This window comes from Streptomyces sp. NRRL S-1022 (assembly GCF_000720135.1).
GTDB lineage: Bacteria > Actinomycetota > Actinomycetes > Streptomycetales > Streptomycetaceae > Streptomyces.
Genome location: NZ_JOIU01000047.1, coordinates 1 through 18,699 on the forward strand (window position 1 = coordinate 1; position 18,699 = coordinate 18,699).

Consider the following 18,699-nt stretch of genomic DNA (forward strand, 5'->3'; position numbering starts at 1 on the left):
CGGCCCCGACGCCGTCCTCACCGCCCTCACCCAGGACACACTCGACGACACCACCACCATCCCCCTCCTGCGCCGCGACCACGACGAAACCCGCAGCCTCGTCCAGGCCGTCGGTGCCCTGCACACGCACGGCGTCCCGGTGGACTGGGCGGCCTTCTTCGCCGGTACCGGCGCCCGTCGCACCGAGTCGCCCCTGCCCACCTACGCCTTCCAGCACGAGCGCTACTGGATCAAGCCCGTCGCCGGTGCCGTGGACGCCGCCGGCCTCGGTGTCCGGTCGGGCGGGCACCCGCTCTTCGGCGCCCAGGTGGAACACGCGGACGGCCGGGGCGCGTTGTTCACCGGCCGCGTCTCGGTGCGCAGCCACCCGTGGCTGACCCGCCACACCCTGCTCGGAGCGGCCGCGCTGCCCTCGGAGGCGCTGGTGGACGCCCTCGTGCGCGCCGGAGACGAACTCGGCACCGGCGCCGTGGAGTCACTGGTCCTGGACGTGCCGCCGACGCTGCCGCAGGACGGCCCGCTCCAGCTCCAGCTGTCCGTCGAGGAGCCGGACGCGGACCTGACGCGGGCCTTCACCCTGCACGCCCGCCCCGACGGCGGCGACCTGCCGTGGACGGTGTACGCGCGGGGACGGCTGGGCCACGGCACCGCGAAGGCGCCGTTCGGGCCGGCCGAGTGGCCGCCCCCCGAGGCCGCCGCGCTCGCCCTCTCGGACACGGACACGGCCCGGGGCGTCACCGCCGCCTGGCGGCTCGGCGACGAGGTCTTCGCCGACGTCGTCCTCGACGAGGCGCTGCACGCCGAGGCCGCCGACTTCGGCCTGCACCCGGCGCTGCTGCGTTCGGCCCTGTACGCCGGGGGGCTCGCCGCCCCGCGAGCGGAACGGGACGAGGAGGAACTCGCCGTCGAGTGGCGCGGTTTCCAGCTGTACGCCACCGGGGCCACCGCCCTGCGGGCCCATCTCGTCCGGACGGGCGAGGACACGGTCGCCGTGCGTCTCGCCGACCGCTCCGGCCAGCCCGTGGCCTTCGCCCGGGCCGTCACCGGCCGCACGGTGGACGCCGGCCGGGTGCGCGACACCGCGGCCCGGGACGCCGACGCGCTGTTCCGCGTGCACTGGCGTCCCACGCCGCTGCCCGCACCGCTCACCGCACCGGCCCTCGCCGTTGTCGGCGAGGACGCCGGCCGTCCGACCGCCGTCACCGGTGACGGTGCCGGCCGCCTCACCCTGGCCGAGGCGATCGGGCGGGCCGAACGCGGCGAGGCCGACGCGGTCGTGGTGTTCAGGCCCGCCGTCGACCCGCGGGGCGCGGACGCCGTGGCCGCCGTGCACGCGCACAGCCACGCCACCCTCGGCCTCGTCCAGCGGTGGCTGTCCGACGAACGGCCCGGCGCCGTGCCGCTGGTCGTGGTGACCCGGGGCGGTGTGACCACCGGTGACGAGACGTTCCTCGACCCGGCCGGGTCGGCCGACTGGGGTCTGCTGCGTTCGGCGCAGTCGGAGTCCCCGAACCGGATCGTCCTCGTGGACGCCGACACGGACGACCCGGACGCCCTCGCGGGCCCGCTGTCCGCGGTGGTCGCCTCCGGAGCCGCCCAGGCCGCGATCCGCGACGGCCGCGTCCTGCTGCCGAGCGTGGTGCGCGCCCCCCGCCCCGCGGACGACGGTGCCCGCCCCTGGGACCCGGAGGGCACGGTCCTGATCACCGGTGGTACCGGCAGCCTCGGCGCCCTGTTCGCCCGCCACCTGGCGCGCGAGCACGGGGTGCGGCAGCTGCTGCTGGTCAGCCGCCGCGGCCCCGCCGCGCCGGGCGTCGAGGAGCTGCGGGCGGAACTGTCCGCGCTGGGTGCCACGGCGACCGTGGTCGGCGCCGACATCACCGACCGGTCCGCCCTGGCCGCCGTCCTCGACGCCGTGCCCGCCGAACACCCGCTGAGCGGCGTGCTGCACCTGGCCGGTGTCATCGACGACGGACTGGTCACCGACCTCACCCCGGAACGCCTCGACGCCGTGTTCGCGCCGAAGGCCGACGCGGCCTGGCACCTGCACGAACTGACCGAGAACCTGGACCTGTCCGCCTTCGTCCTGTTCTCCTCCCTCGCGGGCGTCATCGGCGGTGCCGGCCAGGCCAACTACGCGGCGGCCAACTCCTTCCTGGACGGCCTCGCCGCCCTGCGCGCCGCCCGGGGCCTGCCCGCCACCTCGGTGGCGTGGGGGCTGTGGGCGCAGGACTCCGGCATCACCGGTGACCTCGACGAGGCCGACATCGCCCGCATCACCCGCGCCGGGTTCGGCATCATCTCCCCGCAGCAGGGTCCCCGGCTGCTGGACGCCGCCCTCGCCCTGTCCCTCCCCGCCGCCGTCGTCACACCGCTGGATCTCGCGGCGATGCGGGAGCGTCCCGCGCAGGTGCCGCCGCTGCTCGCGTCCCTGGTGCGCAGGCCGGTGCGCCGCGCCGCCAACAACTCCGAGCGCACGGCGGGCGACCTGGCACGCCGCCTGGCCACGGCCGGCGAACGCGAACAGCTCGCCATCGTCCTGGAGGTGGTGCTCGCCGCCATGGCGGCGGTCCTCGGTCACGGCGACCCGGCGTCCCTCGACGTGGAACAGGCCTTCACCGGGCTCGGATTCGACTCGCTCACCGCGGTGGAACTGCGTAATCACCTCGCCTCGGAGCTGGACCTGCGCCTGCCCGGCACACTGGTCTTCGACCACCCCACCCCCCGCGCGCTGGCGGAGTTCCTGCGGACCGCGCTGGCGGACGGTGCGGGCGGCGGCACGTCGGGCACCCGCCAGGGAGAGGACTACGCGGCGGAGATCCGCCTGGACGAGGCGATCCGGCCCGCCGCCGAGGTCGTCCACCGGGTGGACGACCCCGCGCACGTCTTCCTGACCGGCGCCACCGGCTTCCTCGGCGCGTTCCTGCTGCGCGACCTGTCGCGGTCCACCCGGGGCACCCTGCACTGCCTCGTCCGCGCGCGCGACGCGGCCGACGGCCTGCGGCGGCTGCGGGAGAACCTGCAGTACTACCGCGTGTGGGACGAGGTGGACCCGGCCCGGATCAAGGTGGTCGTCGGTGACCTCGCCGAACCCCGGTTCGGCCTGAGCGAGGAGGAGTTCGACGACCTGGCCCGCACCGTCGACGTCGTCTACCACGGCGGCGCCCAGGTGCACTGGCTGCACCCGTTCGGCACGCTGAAGGCGGCCAACGTGGGCGGCACGCAGGAGGTCCTGCGGCTCGCGGCACGGCACCGCACCGTACCGGTGCACTACGTGTCCACGATCGGGGTCTTCGCGGGCGACCGTGCGGGGGGCCGGCCGCTGGGCGTGGACGACCCCACCGGGCCCGCCGAGGCGCTGCCCAGCGGTTACCTGCGCAGCAAGTGGGTCGCCGAGCAGGTCATCGGCATCGCCCGCGACCGGGGTCTGCCGGTGTCCGTCTACCGCGTGGACGTCGTCTCGGGCGACGGGGTCAACGGCGCCTGCCAGACACGTGACTTCGTCTGGCTGAGCCTGCGCGGACTGATCCAGGCCGGAGCCGTCCCGGCCGGCCTGGACGCGGCGGTCCCGCTCACGCCCGTGGACTACGTCAGTTCCGCGCTGGTCGCCCTGTCGCTGTCCGGCCGTACCGGCCCGGGCACCTTCCACCTCTACAACCAGAGCCACATGACCTTCGCCGATTTCGTCACCGAGCTGCGGGCCCGGGGTCACGTCCTGGACGAGCTGGACTGGGACTCCTGGAGCGCGCTGGTGAAGTCGGACTCCGACAACGTGATGCTTCCGCTGCTGGAGGCGTTCGAGATGCTGGCGAAGGGCGACGGGACCTTCTACCCGCCGGTCGACACGAGCCTGGCCGAACGGGCGCTGGAGGGCACCGGGATCGAGTGCCCGCAGATGACGGTCGACCTGTTCCGGCGGTACGTCACCTTCTTCACGGAGGCCGGCTTCTTCCCGCCGGCGGGGGCGGACGCGTACGTCTCCGCCTGACCCCGCCCCATCTCTCCCAGCCGTTCGCTACGACAAGCGGCTGTCCCGCCCCGGCCGGCCCGGCCGGGGCGCGGCAGCCGCTGGATTGGAACCGACATGTCCGCAGTGGAGAGCCGCTGGTTGCGGCGGTTCGCGAAGTCCGAGGACAGCGAGCTGCAGCTCGTCTGCTTCCCGCACGCGGGCGGCGCGGCCAGCGCCTACCTCGGCCTGACCCGGGCCCTGGCGCCCGACATCGACGTGGTGGCCGTCCAGTACCCGGGGCGTCAGGACCGCCGGCTTGAGCCCGTGCCCTCCCTCGTCCACCTGGCGCGGGCCGTCGCCGAGGAACTGGCCCGGGCCCCGCGGCGTCCGTATGCGTTCTTCGGCCACAGCATGGGCGCGGTCGTCGCCTACGAGACGGCCCGGGTGCTGACCGAGTTCGGCCTGGCCACGCCGCTGCGTCTGATCCTGTCCGGGCGGGGCGCCCCAGGCCCCGAGCCCCGGGCCGGTGACCGTCTGGAGGGCGACGCGGCGCTGATCGCCGAGATCCGCCGCCTGGGCGGCACGGGCAGCCGGGTCCTGGACGACCCGGAGCTGCTGGAGATGGTGCTGCCCACCCTCCGCGCCGACTACGGGGCCCTCGGACGCTACCGCTGGCTGCCGGGACCGCCCCTCGACATCCCGCTGACCGTCATGGTCGGCACCGCCGACCCGGTCGTCCCGGTCGAGGACGCCCGCGGCTGGCTCGCCCACTCCACGCGTCCGGGTGACCTCCTCACCTTCGACGGTGGCCACTTCTACCTCGACACCCAGCTCCCGTCGGTGGCACGAGCGGTGCGCACGCTCCTGGCCCACCCCACGCCGGTGTGAACGGATCCGGAGGCCCACCGGGCGGCCGCGGACTCCGGCCGTGCGGCCCCGCCGCCCTCGCCCGTCCTCACCCGTGCGGCCCCGGCCGGTTCTCGTCCGGGCCCGTCACCACGGTGAGCAGATCGTCCCGGGCGGCCAGGGCGTCCAGGGCGAGCGTGCGGTAGCCGACCTCGTCGAAGAGGACGGTGATGCGGTCGCCGTCCTCGCTCAGCACGGTGCCGCGGCCCCACTCGCCGTGCCGTACCGCGGCTCCCGGCGGGTAGGCCCCGGCGTCCGGATGCCGGTCCTCGTCGCCCGCCGCTCGGCCGTCGCCGCTCTCCTGCGCGTCGCACACGTCGCAGTTGCCGCAGGGGGCCTCGTACTCCTCGCCGAAGTAGCCCAGCAGGAAGCGCCGCCGGCAGCCGGTCGTCTCGGCGTACGCCCGGGCCATGTCCACGCGCGAGCGGTCCATGCGCTTGTGGGCCTCGGCGGTGTCCACCGCTCGCCGCACCGCGCGCGACGGTGCCGTGCCCGGGACCGGGCGGACGGCGCCCGAGGCGTCCGTGACCACGGCGTCCGCTTCCTCCAGCAGGTTCACGGCGGCGGTGACCCTGGCCCGCGAAAGGTCGGTGTCGCGGCGCAGTCCGTCGAGGTCCGCCGGGGCGTCCCGGCGGGCGTGGACCGCCCGTACGACCGCGTCAACGGTCTGCGGGCGGGGCGTGCGGCTGCTGAAGTACGCCTGCATCCCGGTGTCCTCGGTACGGTAGTGCAGGACGGCGAGCGCGGCTTCCCCGTCCCGGCCGCAGCGCCCGATCTCCTGGTAGTAGGCGTCCAGGGAGCCCGGCAGCGAGGCGTGCAGCACGAACCGTACGTTCTCCTTGTCGATGCCCATCCCGAAGGCCGAGGTCGCCACGACGACGTCCAGGTCGCCGGAGAGGAACGCCTCGTGGACCCTCCGGCGTTCGGCGGCCCGCAGCCCCGCGTGGTAGGCGCCGGCGGCGAGGCCGAGGGAGGCCAGCTCCGCGGCGTAGGACTCGCTGTCCTTGCGCGTCGCCGCGTAGACGATGCCGGGCTTGGGCGCGGCGGCGGCGTCCTCCAGGACGCGGGCCCGCCGTTCGTCGTCGCCGAGGTGGCGGCGCACCTCCAGTCTGATGCCCGGACGGTCGAAGCCGGTGACGAGCTGCCGCGGCCGGTCCATGCCGAGCCGTTCGACGATGTCCTGCCGTACCGGCGGCGCGGCGGTCGCCGTGAGCGCGAGCACGGGCGGCCGGCCCAGCCGCCGTACCGCCTGCGCCAGGCGCAGGTAGTCGGGCCGGAAATCGTGGCCCCACGAGGACACGCACTGGGCCTCGTCCACCACGACGAGGGCCGGGCGCGCCTCGGTCAGCCGCTCGACGACCTCGTCCTTGGCCAGTTGCTCCGGGGACAGGTAGACGTAGCGCACCGCGCCCTCGCGGACCGCCGCCCAGGCCTCCTCGGTCCCGGCCGCGCCCAGGTCGGAGTTGACGGCGACGGCGCCCGGGCCGCGGTCGCCGCCGGGCAGCCCCGCGATCTGGTCCCGTTGCAGGGCCAGCAGCGGTGACACGACGACGACCGGCCCGGACAGCAGCAGGCCGGGAACCTGGTACACGGCGGACTTGCCCGAGCCGGTCGGCATGACGACGAGGCAGTCCCGCCCTTCCAGCACCCACTCCATGGCGGTGAGCTGCTCGGGACGCAGTTCCTCCCAGCCGAACACCTCGGCGGCCGTCTCGCGCAGCCGCCCGGCCCGGCGTCCGCGGGCCGGTGTTCCTTCCCCGGTCATCACACACTCCTCGCACGGTGGGGCTGTGCCGGGGTACCCCGGTTTCCGGCGGGTACCCCGGCAGGACGGTCAGCCGCTCAGGTGCCGTTGCAGCCAGTCGGCGGCGGCACGGCGGAAGAGCCGGCGGTTGTCGGCGCGCAGGAACTCGTGTCCCTCGTCGAGCAGGGTGAGCATCTCGGCGGACACACCGCGCTCGCGGGCGGCCCGGACGAACTGCTCCGACTCCCCCGGCGGCACGTTGGTGTCGTGCTCCCCGTGCACGGCGAGCACCGGTGCCCGCAGCGCGTCGATGCGGCTCATCGGGGACAGCGACCGCAGCAGTTCGCGGTCGCGTTCGGGGTGGCCGTACTTGTGGGCCGCCGACTGGGCGATCCAGGGTTCGGTGCCGTCGAAGAACGTCGCGAGGTCCGACATGCCGCACACCGCGACCCCGGTGCGGAAGAGGTCGGGGTGCCAGACCAGCGAGGCGAACGTGAGGTAGCCGCCGTACGAGCGGCCCATCACCGCCAGCCGGGCCGGATCGGCCGGGCCGGCCAGCACCGCGTGGGCGGCGCAGTCGGCCACGTCGTCGATCGCGGCGAACCGTCCCCGCCCCAGGTCGGCGTCGACGAACGACCGGCCGTATCCGGAGGACCCGCGGACGTCGGGTGCGAAGACGTCGATGCCTCGTCCGAGGATCTCGTGGTAGAGCGGGTTCAGGACGGGGCGTTCCTGGTCCTCGGGGCCGCCGTGCAGGTGGATGACGCAGGGTGCCGGTTCGCCGGGGCCGCGGCCCGGTGCGCGGTAGTACCAGCCGTTCAGCGCCAGCCCGTCCCGGGCGGTGGGCCGCAGCGGCACCGGTCGCACGGGCGGGCGGCCCGGGGGAACGGCGTCCTCGTCGCGTGACGACCAGGGGGTGCGCACCGGGGTCGCGCCGTCGGGCAGCCACCAGATGCCGGGGCGGCGGCGGGACCCGGACAGGGCCAGCAGCAGCCGGGGGCCGGCGTCCGCGATGCGCGTGACCACTTCGTGGGGCAGGGACACCGTCCGGGTGGAGCCCGGGTCCGCCCCGGGCCGGCCGGACGCCTCCGTGTCCAGTACCTCCAGCTCGCTCATGCCCCGGACGTTCCAGGCGAGCACGGCGAAGCTGCCGTCGCGGGCGCACCGCAGCAGCTCCAGGTCGGTGTTCTCCCGCGCGGCGGCGGCCGACCAGCCGCGCGGCCGCCCGTCGGGGTCGAGGGCGGCGGCGAGCAGGACCGCGAACTCCCGGTAGGCGTTGCTGCGCAGCCAGAGGGTGTCCGCGCGGGGTGAGAAGCCGCCGATCCACGGGTCCCCGTCGGCCACCGGCATCACACAGGTCGTGACGAGGTCGGCGGTGCGCAGCACGACCGCCTCGCGCCGGCCGCGGGGTCCCCGGCGCAGCAGCGCGAGCGCGCCGTCCCGGCTGAGGTCGCACACGCGGAGCGTCGCCGCGTCCTTCTCCACGGCGAGCAGGACGGGCGCGGCGACGCCGTCCGGGTCGACGAGGTACGCGGACAGTCCGTCGCCGAACCCGGCCGCCGGGGCGGTGGCACCGCCCGGTGCGCCGATCAGCGTCGTCCCCACGGCGAGGACGGGCGAGGGCAGTGCGGGACCGGGGTCCGTGTGGGGTGCCGGACCGAGAAGCCCGGTGCCGCCCGTGCGGCCCTGCCAGGGGGCCGGCAGGTGGCCGTCGTTCGGTCCGGGGCCGAAGCCTCCGGCCTCCGCCGCGGCGTCCGGGGCGGGGGCGGCGGTGGGGACCGCAACGGTGACCGCGATCGCCGATCCGTCGTGCGCCCAGCAGCCCAGGTGGGCCGAGGTGCCCGGCTCGGCGCCGGCGAGGACGTGCCGGTCGCTGCCGTCGGGACGGACGCACAGCACCCGGGTGTGCTCGCCGCCGCCGGGGGCCGTCGTGTAGGCGATCCAGCGGCCGTCGGGCGACCAGGACACCTCCGTCACGGGGTCCGGTCCGTCGTCGAGCAGGCGTACGGCCTCGCCGTCGGCGGGTCCCGTCCACAGCTGGGGCACACCGCCGCGGTCGCAGATGAAGGCGACCTGCGTGCCGGCCGGGTCGGCCGAGGGGTACCAGCAGCCGTGCGCGATGAGCCGTGTCGTCGCGTCCCGCGGCCCGGAGGCGTTGGGCAGCGGGACCCGGGCGGGCGCGGCGAAGGCGGCGGTACGGCCGTCCGCGGCCGGGTGGGCGGCGCGCCCCGGGTGGGCGGTGGTGGGCCACCCGGCACCGGCGGTGCCGGGCGGCCGTACCGCGGGCGGTTCCCCGGTCAGATTCCGTGCGTCTGCAGCCATATCTCCAGCAAAGCCACTTGCCACAGTGCGTTCGCTCCGCGCTTGGTGCGGTGTCGGTCGGGGGCCGCCAGGAGTCCGGCGACGTAGGAGTCCTTGAAGAGTCCGCGTCGCTTGGCCTCGGGGGCGCCCAGCGCCGCGCGCACCCTGTCCAGGACGGGTCCGGCCATATGGGTGATGGCCGGGACCGGGAAGTAGCCCTTGGGACGGTCGACCACGTCGCGGGGCAGCAGTTTGCGGCCGGCCTCCTTCAGGACGCCCTTGCCGCCGTCGGCCAGCTTCAGCTCCGGCGGGCACGCGGCCGCCAGCTCGACCAGTTCGTGGTCGAGGAACGGCACACGGGCCTCCAGGCCCCAGTCCATCGTCATGTTGTCGACCCGCTTGACCGGGTCGTCCACCAGCATGACATGGGTGTCGAGGCGCAGGGCGGCGTCGAGCGCCGTCTCCGCCCCCGGCGCCGCCATGTGCTCGCGGACGAACCGGCCGGAGACGTCCTCCCGCGGCAGCATGTCCGGTTGCAGCATCGCGGCGAGGTCGGCGTGCGGCCGGTCGAAGTACACCTCGGCGTACCGGTCGGGCTCGTCCTCGCGGGCCGCGGCGGCCAGCTCCGGGTACCAGTGGTAGCCGGCGAAGACCTCGTCGGCGCCCTGCCCGCTCTGGACGACCTTGACGCTCTTGGACACCTGCTCGGACAGCAGGTGGAAGGCGACCACGTCGTGGCTCATCATGGGCTCGCTCATCGCGGCGACCGCCGCGTCCAGGGCCGTCGACACGCGCTGCGAGGGCACCACCAGCTGCTGGTGGTCGGTGGCGAACTCCCTGGCCACCAGGTCGGAGTAACGGAACTCGTCCCCCTCGGCACCGCCCTCCGCCTCGAAGCCCACGCTGAACGTCGCCAGGTCCCGCTGCCCCTCGTCGGCCAGCAGGGCCACGATCAGGCTGGAGTCCAGGCCCCCGGACAGCAGGACGCCGACCGGCACGTCGGCGACCATCCGCCGCCGTACCGCGGTGCGCAGCGCCTCCAGCACCGCGTCCCGCCACTCGGCGGCGCCCATGCCGGCGTGCTCGGGGCGGCGCGTGTACGACGGCTGCCAGTAGCGGTGCTCCTGGTAGGTGCCGTCCGGCTCGACCACCCGCACGGTGGCCGGGGGAAGCTTGCGCACCCCCGCCAGCACGGTCCGGGGCGCGGCCACGGTCGCGTGCCAGCTGAGGTACTGGTGCACGGCGACCGGGTCGAGCGAGGTGTCCACGCCGCCGGCCGCGAGCAGGGCGGGCAGCGAGGAGGCGAAGCGCAGCCGCCCCGGGGTCTCGGCCAGGTACAGGGGCTTGATGCCGAGCCGGTCGCGGCCGAGGATCAGCCGCCCGGTGCGGTGCTCGACGATGGCGAAGGCGAACATGCCGTGGAAGTGGTCGACGCAGGCGGTACCCCACTGCCGGTACGCGGTGAGGACGACCTCGGTGTCGGAGGTGGAGCGGAACCGGTGGCCGAGGGCCGTCAGTTCCGCGCGCAGCTCCTTGTAGTTGTAGATGCACCCGTTGAAGACACCGGTGACCTCCTGCGCGGTGTCGGTCAGCGGCTGCGCCCCGCGCTCGGAGAGGTCGATGATCTTCAGGCGGCGGTGTCCCAGCGCGACGGCGTCCCGTGACCAGACGCCCTCGCCGTCGGGTCCGCGGGCGGCGAGCCGGTCGTTCATGCGTTCGACGGCCACAAGGTCGGGCCGCGTGCCGTCGAAGCGCATCTCTCCGCTCAGGCCGCACATCCGCAACCACCTCCCTGACGCGCGTAGGGGGCACGCGAGGTGCGCGGCGGTGCGGTGTGCGGCGGGCCGCCCACCGGTATGTGGCCGGAACTGATGGACACGGTGGTTCTTCTCCTTCGTGACGGGAGCGGGTGCGCAGCGTGGTTGCAGGGGGGTGCCGGGGCCGGGGCCCCGGGGTCGTGCCGCGGGCCTCAGCGGCCGGCGATCCCGGCCCGGCCGGCCCCGGAGGGGTGGGCGACGGGGCGCGCGGGGGAGGCGACGTGCCGGGCGGCGGCGGCCCGCCGGCGCGGCTGGTCGTCGCCCCGGGTCTCGGCGATCGCGAGATCGGTGCAGGCGAGCAGGTCGTCGGCTTCGGCGGCGCGGCGCATGCGGTGGGCGGCGCTGCCGGTGGCGAGCGCTCGCTCGGCGAGGTTCCGGACCGTGTCCCAGTCACCGGCGGCCTCCAGCGCCGGGCGTACCCGGGCGAGCAGGCGCCGGACGACGTCGGCCGCCGGTGCCTCGCGCCCGGTCCCGGGATCGATCAGGACCCCTTCCAGGCCCGACCGCGCGGCCCGCCAGGCGGCGGCGCGCAGCCACTCGTGCCGGCCCCGACAGGGGGGCGCGTCCGTCGTCTCCAGCCGCTCGCGCGCCTCGGTCACCAGGGCGCGGTAGAGCCCGGCGATCAGGACGACCGTCTCCGCCCGGGGGGAGGCGTCGCAGATGCGCAGTTCGAGAGTCTTCTGGTGGGCGGACGGCCGGATGTCGTGGTAGATCATGCCCGCGTCGCTGATGACACCGGAGTCGATCAGGCTCTGCACGGCCGCGTCGTAGTCGGCGGCGTCGGCGTAGCACCCGGGCGGGCCCGCGGTGGGCCAGCGCTGCCACACCATGGTCCGCCAGCTGGCATAGCCGGTGTCGGCGCCCAGCCAGAAGGGGGAGCTGGCGGACAGGGCCAGCAGGACGTGCAGCCACGGGGACACCTCGCACATGAGGCGTACGGCCAGGTCGCGGTCGGGCACGTCGACGTGGACGTGGGTCCCGCAGATCAGCTGCTCGTCGGCGATCATGCGGTATTCGTCGACCATGTGGCGGTAGCGGCGCCCGTCGGTCGGGCGGGTGTCCTGCGTGCGGGCCAGTGGGACGGTGCCGGCGGCCACCACGGCCAGCCCGTGGGCGCTCGCGGCGGCGTCGAGCCGGCGTCTGGCACGGATCACGTCGTCGTACAGACCGGCCAGGGTCTCGTGCACACCGCTGTTCGACTCGACGGTCGCCTGCTGCAACTCGGTCGTGAAGGCGCCTGGGGGGAGCTTTTCCAGCATGGTGTCGGCTCGGGGGGCGAGCAGGCCCGTCTCCACCTCGACGATGTGGAACTCCTCTTCCACTCCGATGCGAACGGTCACGGCACTCCTAAGGTGACGGGCGAATGCTGACTGCCTCACCCGGGGAATCGGCCCGCTCGGCCGGTTACCGGAGACGGGCTGTGCACCTCCGACTTCCCACCTGACCCATTACTAAGCAGGAGTGCTCGTCGGAGCGTGTGATGTCACGAAAGAGCGGCCGGCGCGGAGCGCGCGGAAATCCCCGATTCGGAAAGAGGACGTTTGTACGAGCGCTGACGGTGCAGACGGGAGCTAACACAGTCTTTATGCGACGAGAGACGGAGACACTCATGGGCATCATCGCGTGGATCATCATCGGCCTGCTCGCCGGTGCCATCGCCAAGGCCATCATGCCGGGCAAGGACCCGGGCGGCATCATCATCACCATGCTCATCGGCGTGGCCGGCGGTCTGCTCGGCGGCTGGCTCGGCAAGGTGATCTTCCACGTCGACTCCATCGACGGGTTCTTCGACCTCTCCACGTGGATCGCCGCGATCGTCGGCTCCCTCATCCTCCTCGCCCTCTACCGCGTCATCACCGGCAACCGGCACTCGCACCGCCACGCCTGACCGGCCGACGCCGAAGCCGTCGTCGGCCCGTCCGCCGTCGGAAACTCCCCAGCCGCTCCCCCTCCAGGGAGCGGCTGGGGAGTTTCTTGATCGCATGACGGGCCCCATCCGGCAGGAGAGAAAAGCCGGCGAACAGAAACGATCATCGCGTCCCGCGAGCCGCCGACGCGGTCTAGTTTCGTCGCATGAGCGAAGAAATTCGTGCTTCCACAACCCGGACACTGCGCGACCTCGTCCCCGTCGAGGCGTGGGACGAGCTGACGAGCGGCCGCCGCCGCATCCACCCGGCGGGAACGGTCCTCCTCCGTCAGGGCGACACCGGGACGCACGTACTGGCACTGCTCCGTGGCCTGGTGAAGGTCGTCCGCAGGGACATCGACGGACGGGAGAGACTGCTGAGCTTCCGCGGACCCGGGGAGGTGCTCGGCGAGATGGCGGTACAGAACGACAGGATCCGGCTCGCCGACGTGCAGGCCATTAGCATATGCGAAGTTGCCTCTCTTCCCGCTCACACCTTCCGGCATTTCGTGGAGCGGCACGGCCTCCCGGGCAAGCTGGCCTGCCTGGCCAACGACCGCCTGTGGGAGCAGACCCAGGCCGGCGAGGGCGACCTCGACCAGCGGCTGGCGGGGGCACTGCTTCGCCTGGTGGCCATGTCGGGCGACCGCGTCTTCCGCCTCACCCGCACCGAACTCGCCCAGCACCTCGGAGCGGGCCGCAACTCCGTCAGCGACGCGCTGCGGCGCCTGGGCCCGAGCCGTGTGCGCGCCGACAAGACCTGCATCGAGGTCGTGGACGAGCGCCGACTGCACGACGTCATGCGGCGGTACCCGGTCTGACCGGCCGAGCCCCCTCCCCGCAGAAGCAGTGACGGCCGTCACTGCTTCTGCGCACTGAGCGTGCACTGGCTCTCTCCCCGAGTGGCGAAGCTCGAAGGGCGTACTCACCAGCGCCCCTTGCCCGTCGGCAGCCCCGCTGCCGACGGGCCTTCGCAGAGGAGAGACAGTGCACAGCGACCGTTCCGGGCTGCCCGCGACCTCCGCGGCCCCTTACTCCCGCAGTCGTCCGCTTCCGCCGTACCGCGGGATTCTGGCCGTGGACCTGAAGGGCTTCACCGAACGCCCTGCCATCGATCACGAAGTGGTCAGCCGGGCGGTGCCCGAGGTCCTGAGAATCTCGCTCGAACGCGCCGGCCTGGCACGGCTGTGGTCCGACCGGCTGTTTCCCGCCACTACCGGCGACGGCTACGTCCTGGGCTTCGACCCCGCGTTGATGCCGCTGGTGATCCACCCCTGGCTGGAAACCCTGCAGGACACCGTCGCCGAACTGAACGTCCACGCTCTCGGCACGGCCCCGCTGCGGCTGCGGGTCGGGCTGCACATCGGGCCGCTGCCCGACAGCACGGACCCCTTCGGCGGCAACGGAACGGCGCGCACCGACACCCACCGGTTGCTCGACTCCCGTCCGGTCCGGGCCGTACTGGCCGAACACAACGAGAACATCACGCATGTGGCGGCCATCCTCTCCGACCGCTGCTACCAGGACGCCGTCGGCTCGGGATACACCGGACGCCACCGCGACTGGTTCCACGAGGTGCCGGCGACCGTGGACGGCAAGGCGTTCGCCCAGCGGGCCTGGCTGTACGTGCCGTCGCCCTCCGGTCCGCCGCCCGGCCGGACCGCCACGGCGGCCGGCACCGCGCAGGCGGGCCGGGAGAAGGCCCGCGCAGCGACCGGCCGGCGCCGCGCCTTCACCTCCGTGCTCCGGGCCGAGCGGGGCATCATCAACACCGGCTCCGTCCACGGCGGCCAGCACCTGACCAGCCTGGACTCGTCCGTCCGCCCCGAGCCGGAGGGCGGCCATGACTACTGAGGCCGGCCCGGACGACGCCGTCGGAGCCCTTCCGCCGGAACTCCTCCACGACAGGGGTCTGGTCGTCTACGCCCCGCACGGGGCGATCAACACCGGCACCCTGCACGGCGGTCAGCGGTACGCAACGGCGGACTCCCCCGCCGACGTCGTCCCCCTGGTGCGCCAGGGCCCGGTCCGGGCGAAGGACCTCCAGGCGGCCCGGCGCTGCTTCGTCCGGTCCCCCGTCTACACCGCCGGTCTCGACGCGCTCGGCTCCTCCGGTGTCCTGTTCGTCCTCGGGGCACCCGGCACCGGCCGGCAGACGCTGGCACTGAACCTGCTGGCCGACAGCCGCGCCGAGCCCGTGCTGGTCCAGGTCGACGGGACGGTGGATCTGGCGCACTGGCGGCCCCGGCCCCGCGGAGTCCACGGCTACCTGATGATGAACCTGGCCGACCCGCTGGCCCTGCGGCCCTGGGACGTCTCGCGCCTGGAGGCGGAGATGGAGAAGGCCGGCGCCCGGCTGGTCGTCGTCCTGCGGGAGACGCCGGATCTGGCGCGCGCCCTTGAGGACCGCCTTGACGTACGGGTGCTGCGGCACCGGTCGCCCGACCCGGCGGAGGTCTTCTCCCGCCACTTCGCGAGACTGTGCCCGGATGCACAGGAGCGCTCCCGCCGGCGGCGCCGGGTAGGGCAGGAGGCCCTCGCCGCACTGCTTCCGCCCGGGCTGCCGCCCGGCCGAGCGGTTCGGGTGGCCGAGGCCCTGGCCGGTCCCGGACCGGACCGCCGGCCGAGTGCCACCGAGCTGACGGCCGGACTCGCCGCGGCCGAGGCCGCCCGGCTCGTCGGGGCGGCGGACGACGATCCCACGCTGCTGGCCCACCTGTTCTCGGTCTGCGTGCACCAGGGACTGGACCGGAACACGGTCCTCGGCCGGGCGACGGAACTGCTCGCCCTGGTCGGTGCCGGTCGCGGCCCCGGGGCCGAGCCGGAGCCGCCGCCGTACGACGGTGACCCGGGCCGGCCGGCGCTCGCCCTGCCGGGGCCTGCGGGTGCCCGGCTCGCCGGCACGCCGGCCGCGGCCGAACCGTTAGCCGGCATCGGCGCCGTGTGTGCGGTCCGGGGGGACCGCGACGGCAGGCCGGCCGTCACCTTCCTGTGGCCCTCGGTGGGCGGCGCCGTCTGGGACGCGGTGTGCCGGGAGCGGCCCGAGTGGCTCCCGCTGCTGCACGTCTGGCTCGGCGCGGCCGGCGACGAGGAGCAGGCGGAACGCGCCGGACGCGCGCTGGCCGCCCTGGCCGAACGCACCGCCGGGCGCAGCCTCGGACTCCTCGCGGACCTGGTGCGCGGCGGGCCGCCGACGGCCGTCGAGGTCGCGGGCCGTGCTCTCGCCGCGTCCGCACGCCTGGACCCGGCCGCCGCCGCGGCGCAGGCACTGCTGGCGGAGTGGAGCGACTCGGCCGAAGCCGCGCTGCGCGCCACGGTGGTGGTCGCATGCCGGCCGGACGCGGACGGGCTGCCGGCCGAGACCGCCATGTGGCTGTTGCGCCGGGTCGTGGACGTGCTCGGTGCCGAGGGCGACGCCGCGGCGACGGCCCTGCGCGTGTCAGGGACGCTCGTGCTCCGGTTCTCCGCCGGGACGACGGCGACCAGGCAGGCGGTCGTGCGGGAGCTGGCCGTCTGGGTGCGTACCGATGACCTGGCCGGGCTGCTGGCCGCCCTCGTGGTCCCCGCACTCGTCGCCGAGGACCGCGACTGGTTCGGTGAGCGAATGTCCGCCGGGAGGGAAAGTGCGGACCAGGTCGTCGCCCTCGTCGGCGCCGCCCTGGACGAAGCCCCGGCCTATCCGGCCATGCGGGACGCGCTGCTGATGTGGTGCGCCGAGGCGGCCGGCGCCCCCGACCGGGAGCGGCGGCTGGACGAGTTGTTCGCCCGGCTCGTCGACGGCCGCCGGCCCGGCGTCCTGCGGCTGCTGCTGTCGATCGACCGGGCAGCCCGGACCACTCCCGGCAAGGCGCTCGCCGAGCGGTCCCTGACCCGGTGGCGCGCGGGATCCGGTCCGGCCGCCGCCGATCCGGCCGACGGCCGCCCATGACACCCCATGACCGTCCGACCAGGCATCAACGACCTCATGCGACCAGGAGCGCAACGATGACGTCACCTCCATACTCCGGCCTCTTCACCCGCGTGGAGCGGGAGCCGGCCAGCCGAGAGCCGCTGACCGGGCTCCGGCTGGACGACGGCTCCGGTGCCCCGGGCACCGGCCTGACCCCCGCCGAGGCACGCCCCCTCCTCTACGACCGCTCGGCGTCGGCCGCCCGGCGTGACGCGCTGTGGCACCAGATCGCCGCGCTGGCCCGCGAAGACACGGACGGCAACGGCTGGCGGCTAGCCGCGGTGTGGCTGGCGTTGCCCGGTCTGCGCCGCCACGCCTTCGCCATCGTCGACCGTTTCGGCGCCGACCGGGACGACGTCGAGGCGGAGATGCTCACCGCCTACCTGGAGGCGCTGCCGTCGATCGAACCGCACACCCCGGACCCCGGTTCCGTGCTGCTGCGCTCGGCGTGCACCCGCGCCTGGAACACCGCCCGACAGGCCCGGCCGGAGAGGACCGTCGAGGACATCCAGAACACGGTGGACTCCCGGCGCGACCGGGGAGCCCTGTGGCAGGCGGAGTTCGACGGCATCGACCGGCCCGACGGCCTCGCGGCCACCCTGCGGATCACCGTGCCGGCCGGACGGACGGAGGGGCTGCGTCTCGGCGCCCTGGCCGGGGAGTGGGGCCTGACCGGACAGATCGCCGGCGCCTGCCGGTTCCAGCGGGGCCGACGGGTCGGCACGCTCTCCCTGCGCCCCCGGAGCCGCGGATGACCGGACGCCCGCAGACTCCCCTGACCTTCCGGGAGGTCCTGGACCTGCCGGTCAGCGTCGACCTGAGTACGGCGGCCAGGGCGTACGGCATGTGCATGGCCACGGCCTACCGGCTGGTCGCCCTCGGCGCCTTCCCCTGCGAGACGGTCCGGGTCGGCCGCCGGCACCGCGTCCTCACCGCCCACCTGCTGTCCTCGCTCGGCATCGAGGAGCGGCCCGTCTACGCCGACGACCTCGGCGAGGGGGTGGCCTTGACGCTCTTCGGCTGAACCGCGTCGGGCGGGGCTCGCAGGCCCCGCCCGCGTCCCCCTTCCCTTCCGGGCCGTATGTGATTCCGGCCCTTCCCAACGGAGGTACTCCGTCATGCCCACCTGTCTCGTCCTCGGCCCCGCGGCACTCTTCCACGAGGAGGTCGCACGGCCCGTCTGCGAGGAACTGGGCTTGTCCCTGATCCGGGCCGACCAGCTCGCCGACCCCAGCCCGCTGAGCGAGCAGCTCGTCCGGCACCTCGTCGAGGAGGACCTGGTCGTCGCCGACCTCACCGGGGGCCATCCGTCGGTGGTTCTCGGGCTCGGGGTCCGGCACGCCGCCGGCCGGCGTACGGTCCGACTGGGTCAGGCCGGTTCGGTGCCGGCGGACCTCGACGCGCTCCCGGCCGTCGAGTTCCCGCCGCTGCCCGACGGCCGGGCCGAAGCACGTGCCCTGCTGCGGACGGCCCTCGCCGAGGAGTTGGGCCTGGCCGCCGCACCGGCCCCCGCCGACGATCCCGGCGCGGACGGACCCGAGAAGGCCGGGGCCCCGGCCGCGCTGGAGGAGAACGGTCCGGGGCTGCTGGAGCTGGCGGTCGCGGCCGAGACGGAGATGGAGGCGATGGCCGAGGACATGGCGATGGTGGAGGCGGCCTTCCAGGACCTGGGCGCGATGGGGGAGCTGTTCAGCGAGGACATGGTGCGGGCCACCATGCCGGGCGCCCCGATGAGCACTCGGCTGGCCGCCGTCAACCGTTTCGCCAAGTCCATCGAGGGCCCCTCGGACGAACTGGAGGCCGCGGCCTGGCGCCTGGCCGCGCGGATGGAGCTGACGATCGGCGCGCTGCGCGCCTTCCTGGAATGGGCCGGGTGCACTCCGCGCTCCGAGTGGCCCCACTTCGTCGACGCCCAGCTCGACCAGGTGATCGAACAGGCGCGGGAGGTGCGGGAGGCCGCCGGCGGCGTCGAGGACTTCGGGCCCATGCTCATGGTCATCGGCCGGACCAGCAGCCGGCTGCGCGGGCCGAGCCGGAAGATCGCCGCCGCCCTCCGGACGCTGCTGGGAATCCTGTCCCCGCTGGAGGAGTGCGCGCACGTGGCACACAGGCTCAAGCAGGTTTGAT

General features: G+C 74.5%; 13 protein-coding genes. 9 read left to right on the forward strand and 4 right to left on the reverse strand.

Features of this window, described 5'->3' with window-relative positions:
• Together IG05_RS0139640 and IG05_RS0139645 are read left to right on the forward strand one after the other, a co-directional pair.
• The coding region (locus IG05_RS0139640) for a thioester reductase domain-containing protein (protein ID WP_030348964.1) at positions 1–3,988 on the forward strand (3,988 nt) is incomplete at its 5' end.
• A gap of 96 nt (positions 3,989–4,084) precedes the next feature.
• Entirely contained in the window at positions 4,085–4,837 is a 753-nt protein-coding gene (locus IG05_RS0139645; protein WP_030348965.1) for a thioesterase II family protein, read from the forward strand.
• Positions 4,838–4,904: 67 nt separating this feature from the next.
• Here IG05_RS0139645 and IG05_RS0139650 read toward each other — a convergent pair whose 3' ends face one another.
• From IG05_RS0139650 to IG05_RS0139665, 4 genes are all read right to left on the reverse strand, one after another.
• On the reverse strand, positions 4,905–6,620 hold the full coding sequence (locus tag IG05_RS0139650) for a RecQ family ATP-dependent DNA helicase (RefSeq protein ID WP_030348966.1): 1,716 nt from the start codon (positions 6,618–6,620) through the stop codon (positions 4,905–4,907).
• 69 nt (positions 6,621–6,689) lie between these two features.
• A complete protein-coding gene (locus tag IG05_RS0139655; RefSeq protein WP_030348967.1) occupies positions 6,690–8,921 on the reverse strand; it encodes a prolyl oligopeptidase family serine peptidase in 2,232 nt (743 codons plus the stop codon).
• Positions 8,897–10,678, reverse strand: a complete 1,782-nt coding sequence (locus IG05_RS0139660; RefSeq protein ID WP_030348968.1) for an N-acetylglutaminylglutamine amidotransferase — start codon at positions 10,676–10,678, stop codon at positions 8,897–8,899. Before IG05_RS0139660 ends, IG05_RS0139655 begins: the two co-directional genes overlap by 25 nt.
• A 191-nt stretch (positions 10,679–10,869) precedes the next feature.
• Entirely contained in the window at positions 10,870–12,057 is a 1,188-nt protein-coding gene (locus IG05_RS0139665) for a carboxylate-amine ligase (RefSeq protein ID WP_030348969.1), read from the reverse strand.
• Between the two features lie 269 nt (positions 12,058–12,326).
• Between IG05_RS0139665 and IG05_RS0139670 the strand changes: the two genes are divergently transcribed.
• The 7 genes from IG05_RS0139670 to IG05_RS0139700 all read left to right on the forward strand — a co-directional run bounded on the left by IG05_RS0139670 (position 12,327) and on the right by IG05_RS0139700 (position 18,698).
• A complete protein-coding gene (locus IG05_RS0139670; protein WP_030348970.1) occupies positions 12,327–12,605 on the forward strand; it encodes a GlsB/YeaQ/YmgE family stress response membrane protein in 279 nt (92 codons plus the stop codon).
• A gap of 185 nt (positions 12,606–12,790) precedes the next feature.
• Positions 12,791–13,444 (forward strand): Crp/Fnr family transcriptional regulator, encoded by a 654-nt coding sequence (locus IG05_RS0139675; protein WP_051790776.1) that lies wholly within the window; start codon positions 12,791–12,793, stop codon positions 13,442–13,444.
• Positions 13,445–13,610: 166 nt separating this feature from the next.
• On the forward strand, positions 13,611–14,477 hold the full coding sequence (locus IG05_RS0139680) for a hypothetical protein (protein WP_234336260.1): 867 nt from the start codon (positions 13,611–13,613) through the stop codon (positions 14,475–14,477).
• On the forward strand, positions 14,467–16,551 hold the full coding sequence (locus IG05_RS0139685; RefSeq protein WP_037815698.1) for a hypothetical protein: 2,085 nt from the start codon (positions 14,467–14,469) through the stop codon (positions 16,549–16,551). Before IG05_RS0139680 ends, IG05_RS0139685 begins: the two co-directional genes overlap by 11 nt.
• Positions 16,552–16,607: 56 nt before the next feature.
• Positions 16,608–17,327 (forward strand): hypothetical protein, encoded by a 720-nt coding sequence (locus IG05_RS0139690; protein ID WP_030348974.1) that lies wholly within the window; start codon positions 16,608–16,610, stop codon positions 17,325–17,327.
• Positions 17,324–17,596: a hypothetical protein gene (locus tag IG05_RS0139695; RefSeq protein ID WP_030348975.1), complete on the forward strand. Its 273-nt coding sequence runs from the start codon at positions 17,324–17,326 to the stop codon at positions 17,594–17,596. Before IG05_RS0139690 ends, IG05_RS0139695 begins: the two co-directional genes overlap by 4 nt.
• Positions 17,597–17,690: 94 nt before the next feature.
• Entirely contained in the window at positions 17,691–18,698 is a 1,008-nt protein-coding gene (locus tag IG05_RS0139700; RefSeq protein ID WP_051790779.1) for a hypothetical protein, read from the forward strand.
• Position 18,699 lies beyond the last annotated feature (1 nt).

What these genes read in the sequence shown, in the direction of transcription:
- IG05_RS0139645 (WP_030348965.1), top strand. Translation starts at nt 4,085, where the DNA reads ATGTCCGCAGTGGAGAGCCGCTGGTTGCGGCGGTTCGCGAAGTCCGAG.
- IG05_RS0139650 (WP_030348966.1), bottom strand. Translation starts at nt 6,620, where the DNA reads ATGACCGGGGAAGGAACACCGGCCCGCGGACGCCGGGCCGGGCGGCTG.
- IG05_RS0139655 (WP_030348967.1), bottom strand. Translation starts at nt 8,921, where the DNA reads ATGGCTGCAGACGCACGGAATCTGACCGGGGAACCGCCCGCGGTACGG.
- IG05_RS0139660 (WP_030348968.1), bottom strand. Translation starts at nt 10,678, where the DNA reads ATGTGCGGCCTGAGCGGAGAGATGCGCTTCGACGGCACGCGGCCCGAC.
- IG05_RS0139670 (WP_030348970.1), top strand. Translation starts at nt 12,327, where the DNA reads ATGGGCATCATCGCGTGGATCATCATCGGCCTGCTCGCCGGTGCCATC.
- IG05_RS0139675 (WP_051790776.1), top strand. Translation starts at nt 12,791, where the DNA reads ATGAGCGAAGAAATTCGTGCTTCCACAACCCGGACACTGCGCGACCTC.
- IG05_RS0139685 (WP_037815698.1), top strand. Translation starts at nt 14,467, where the DNA reads ATGACTACTGAGGCCGGCCCGGACGACGCCGTCGGAGCCCTTCCGCCG.
- IG05_RS0139690 (WP_030348974.1), top strand. Translation starts at nt 16,608, where the DNA reads ATGACGTCACCTCCATACTCCGGCCTCTTCACCCGCGTGGAGCGGGAG.
- IG05_RS0139695 (WP_030348975.1), top strand. Translation starts at nt 17,324, where the DNA reads ATGACCGGACGCCCGCAGACTCCCCTGACCTTCCGGGAGGTCCTGGAC.
- IG05_RS0139700 (WP_051790779.1), top strand. Translation starts at nt 17,691, where the DNA reads ATGCCCACCTGTCTCGTCCTCGGCCCCGCGGCACTCTTCCACGAGGAG.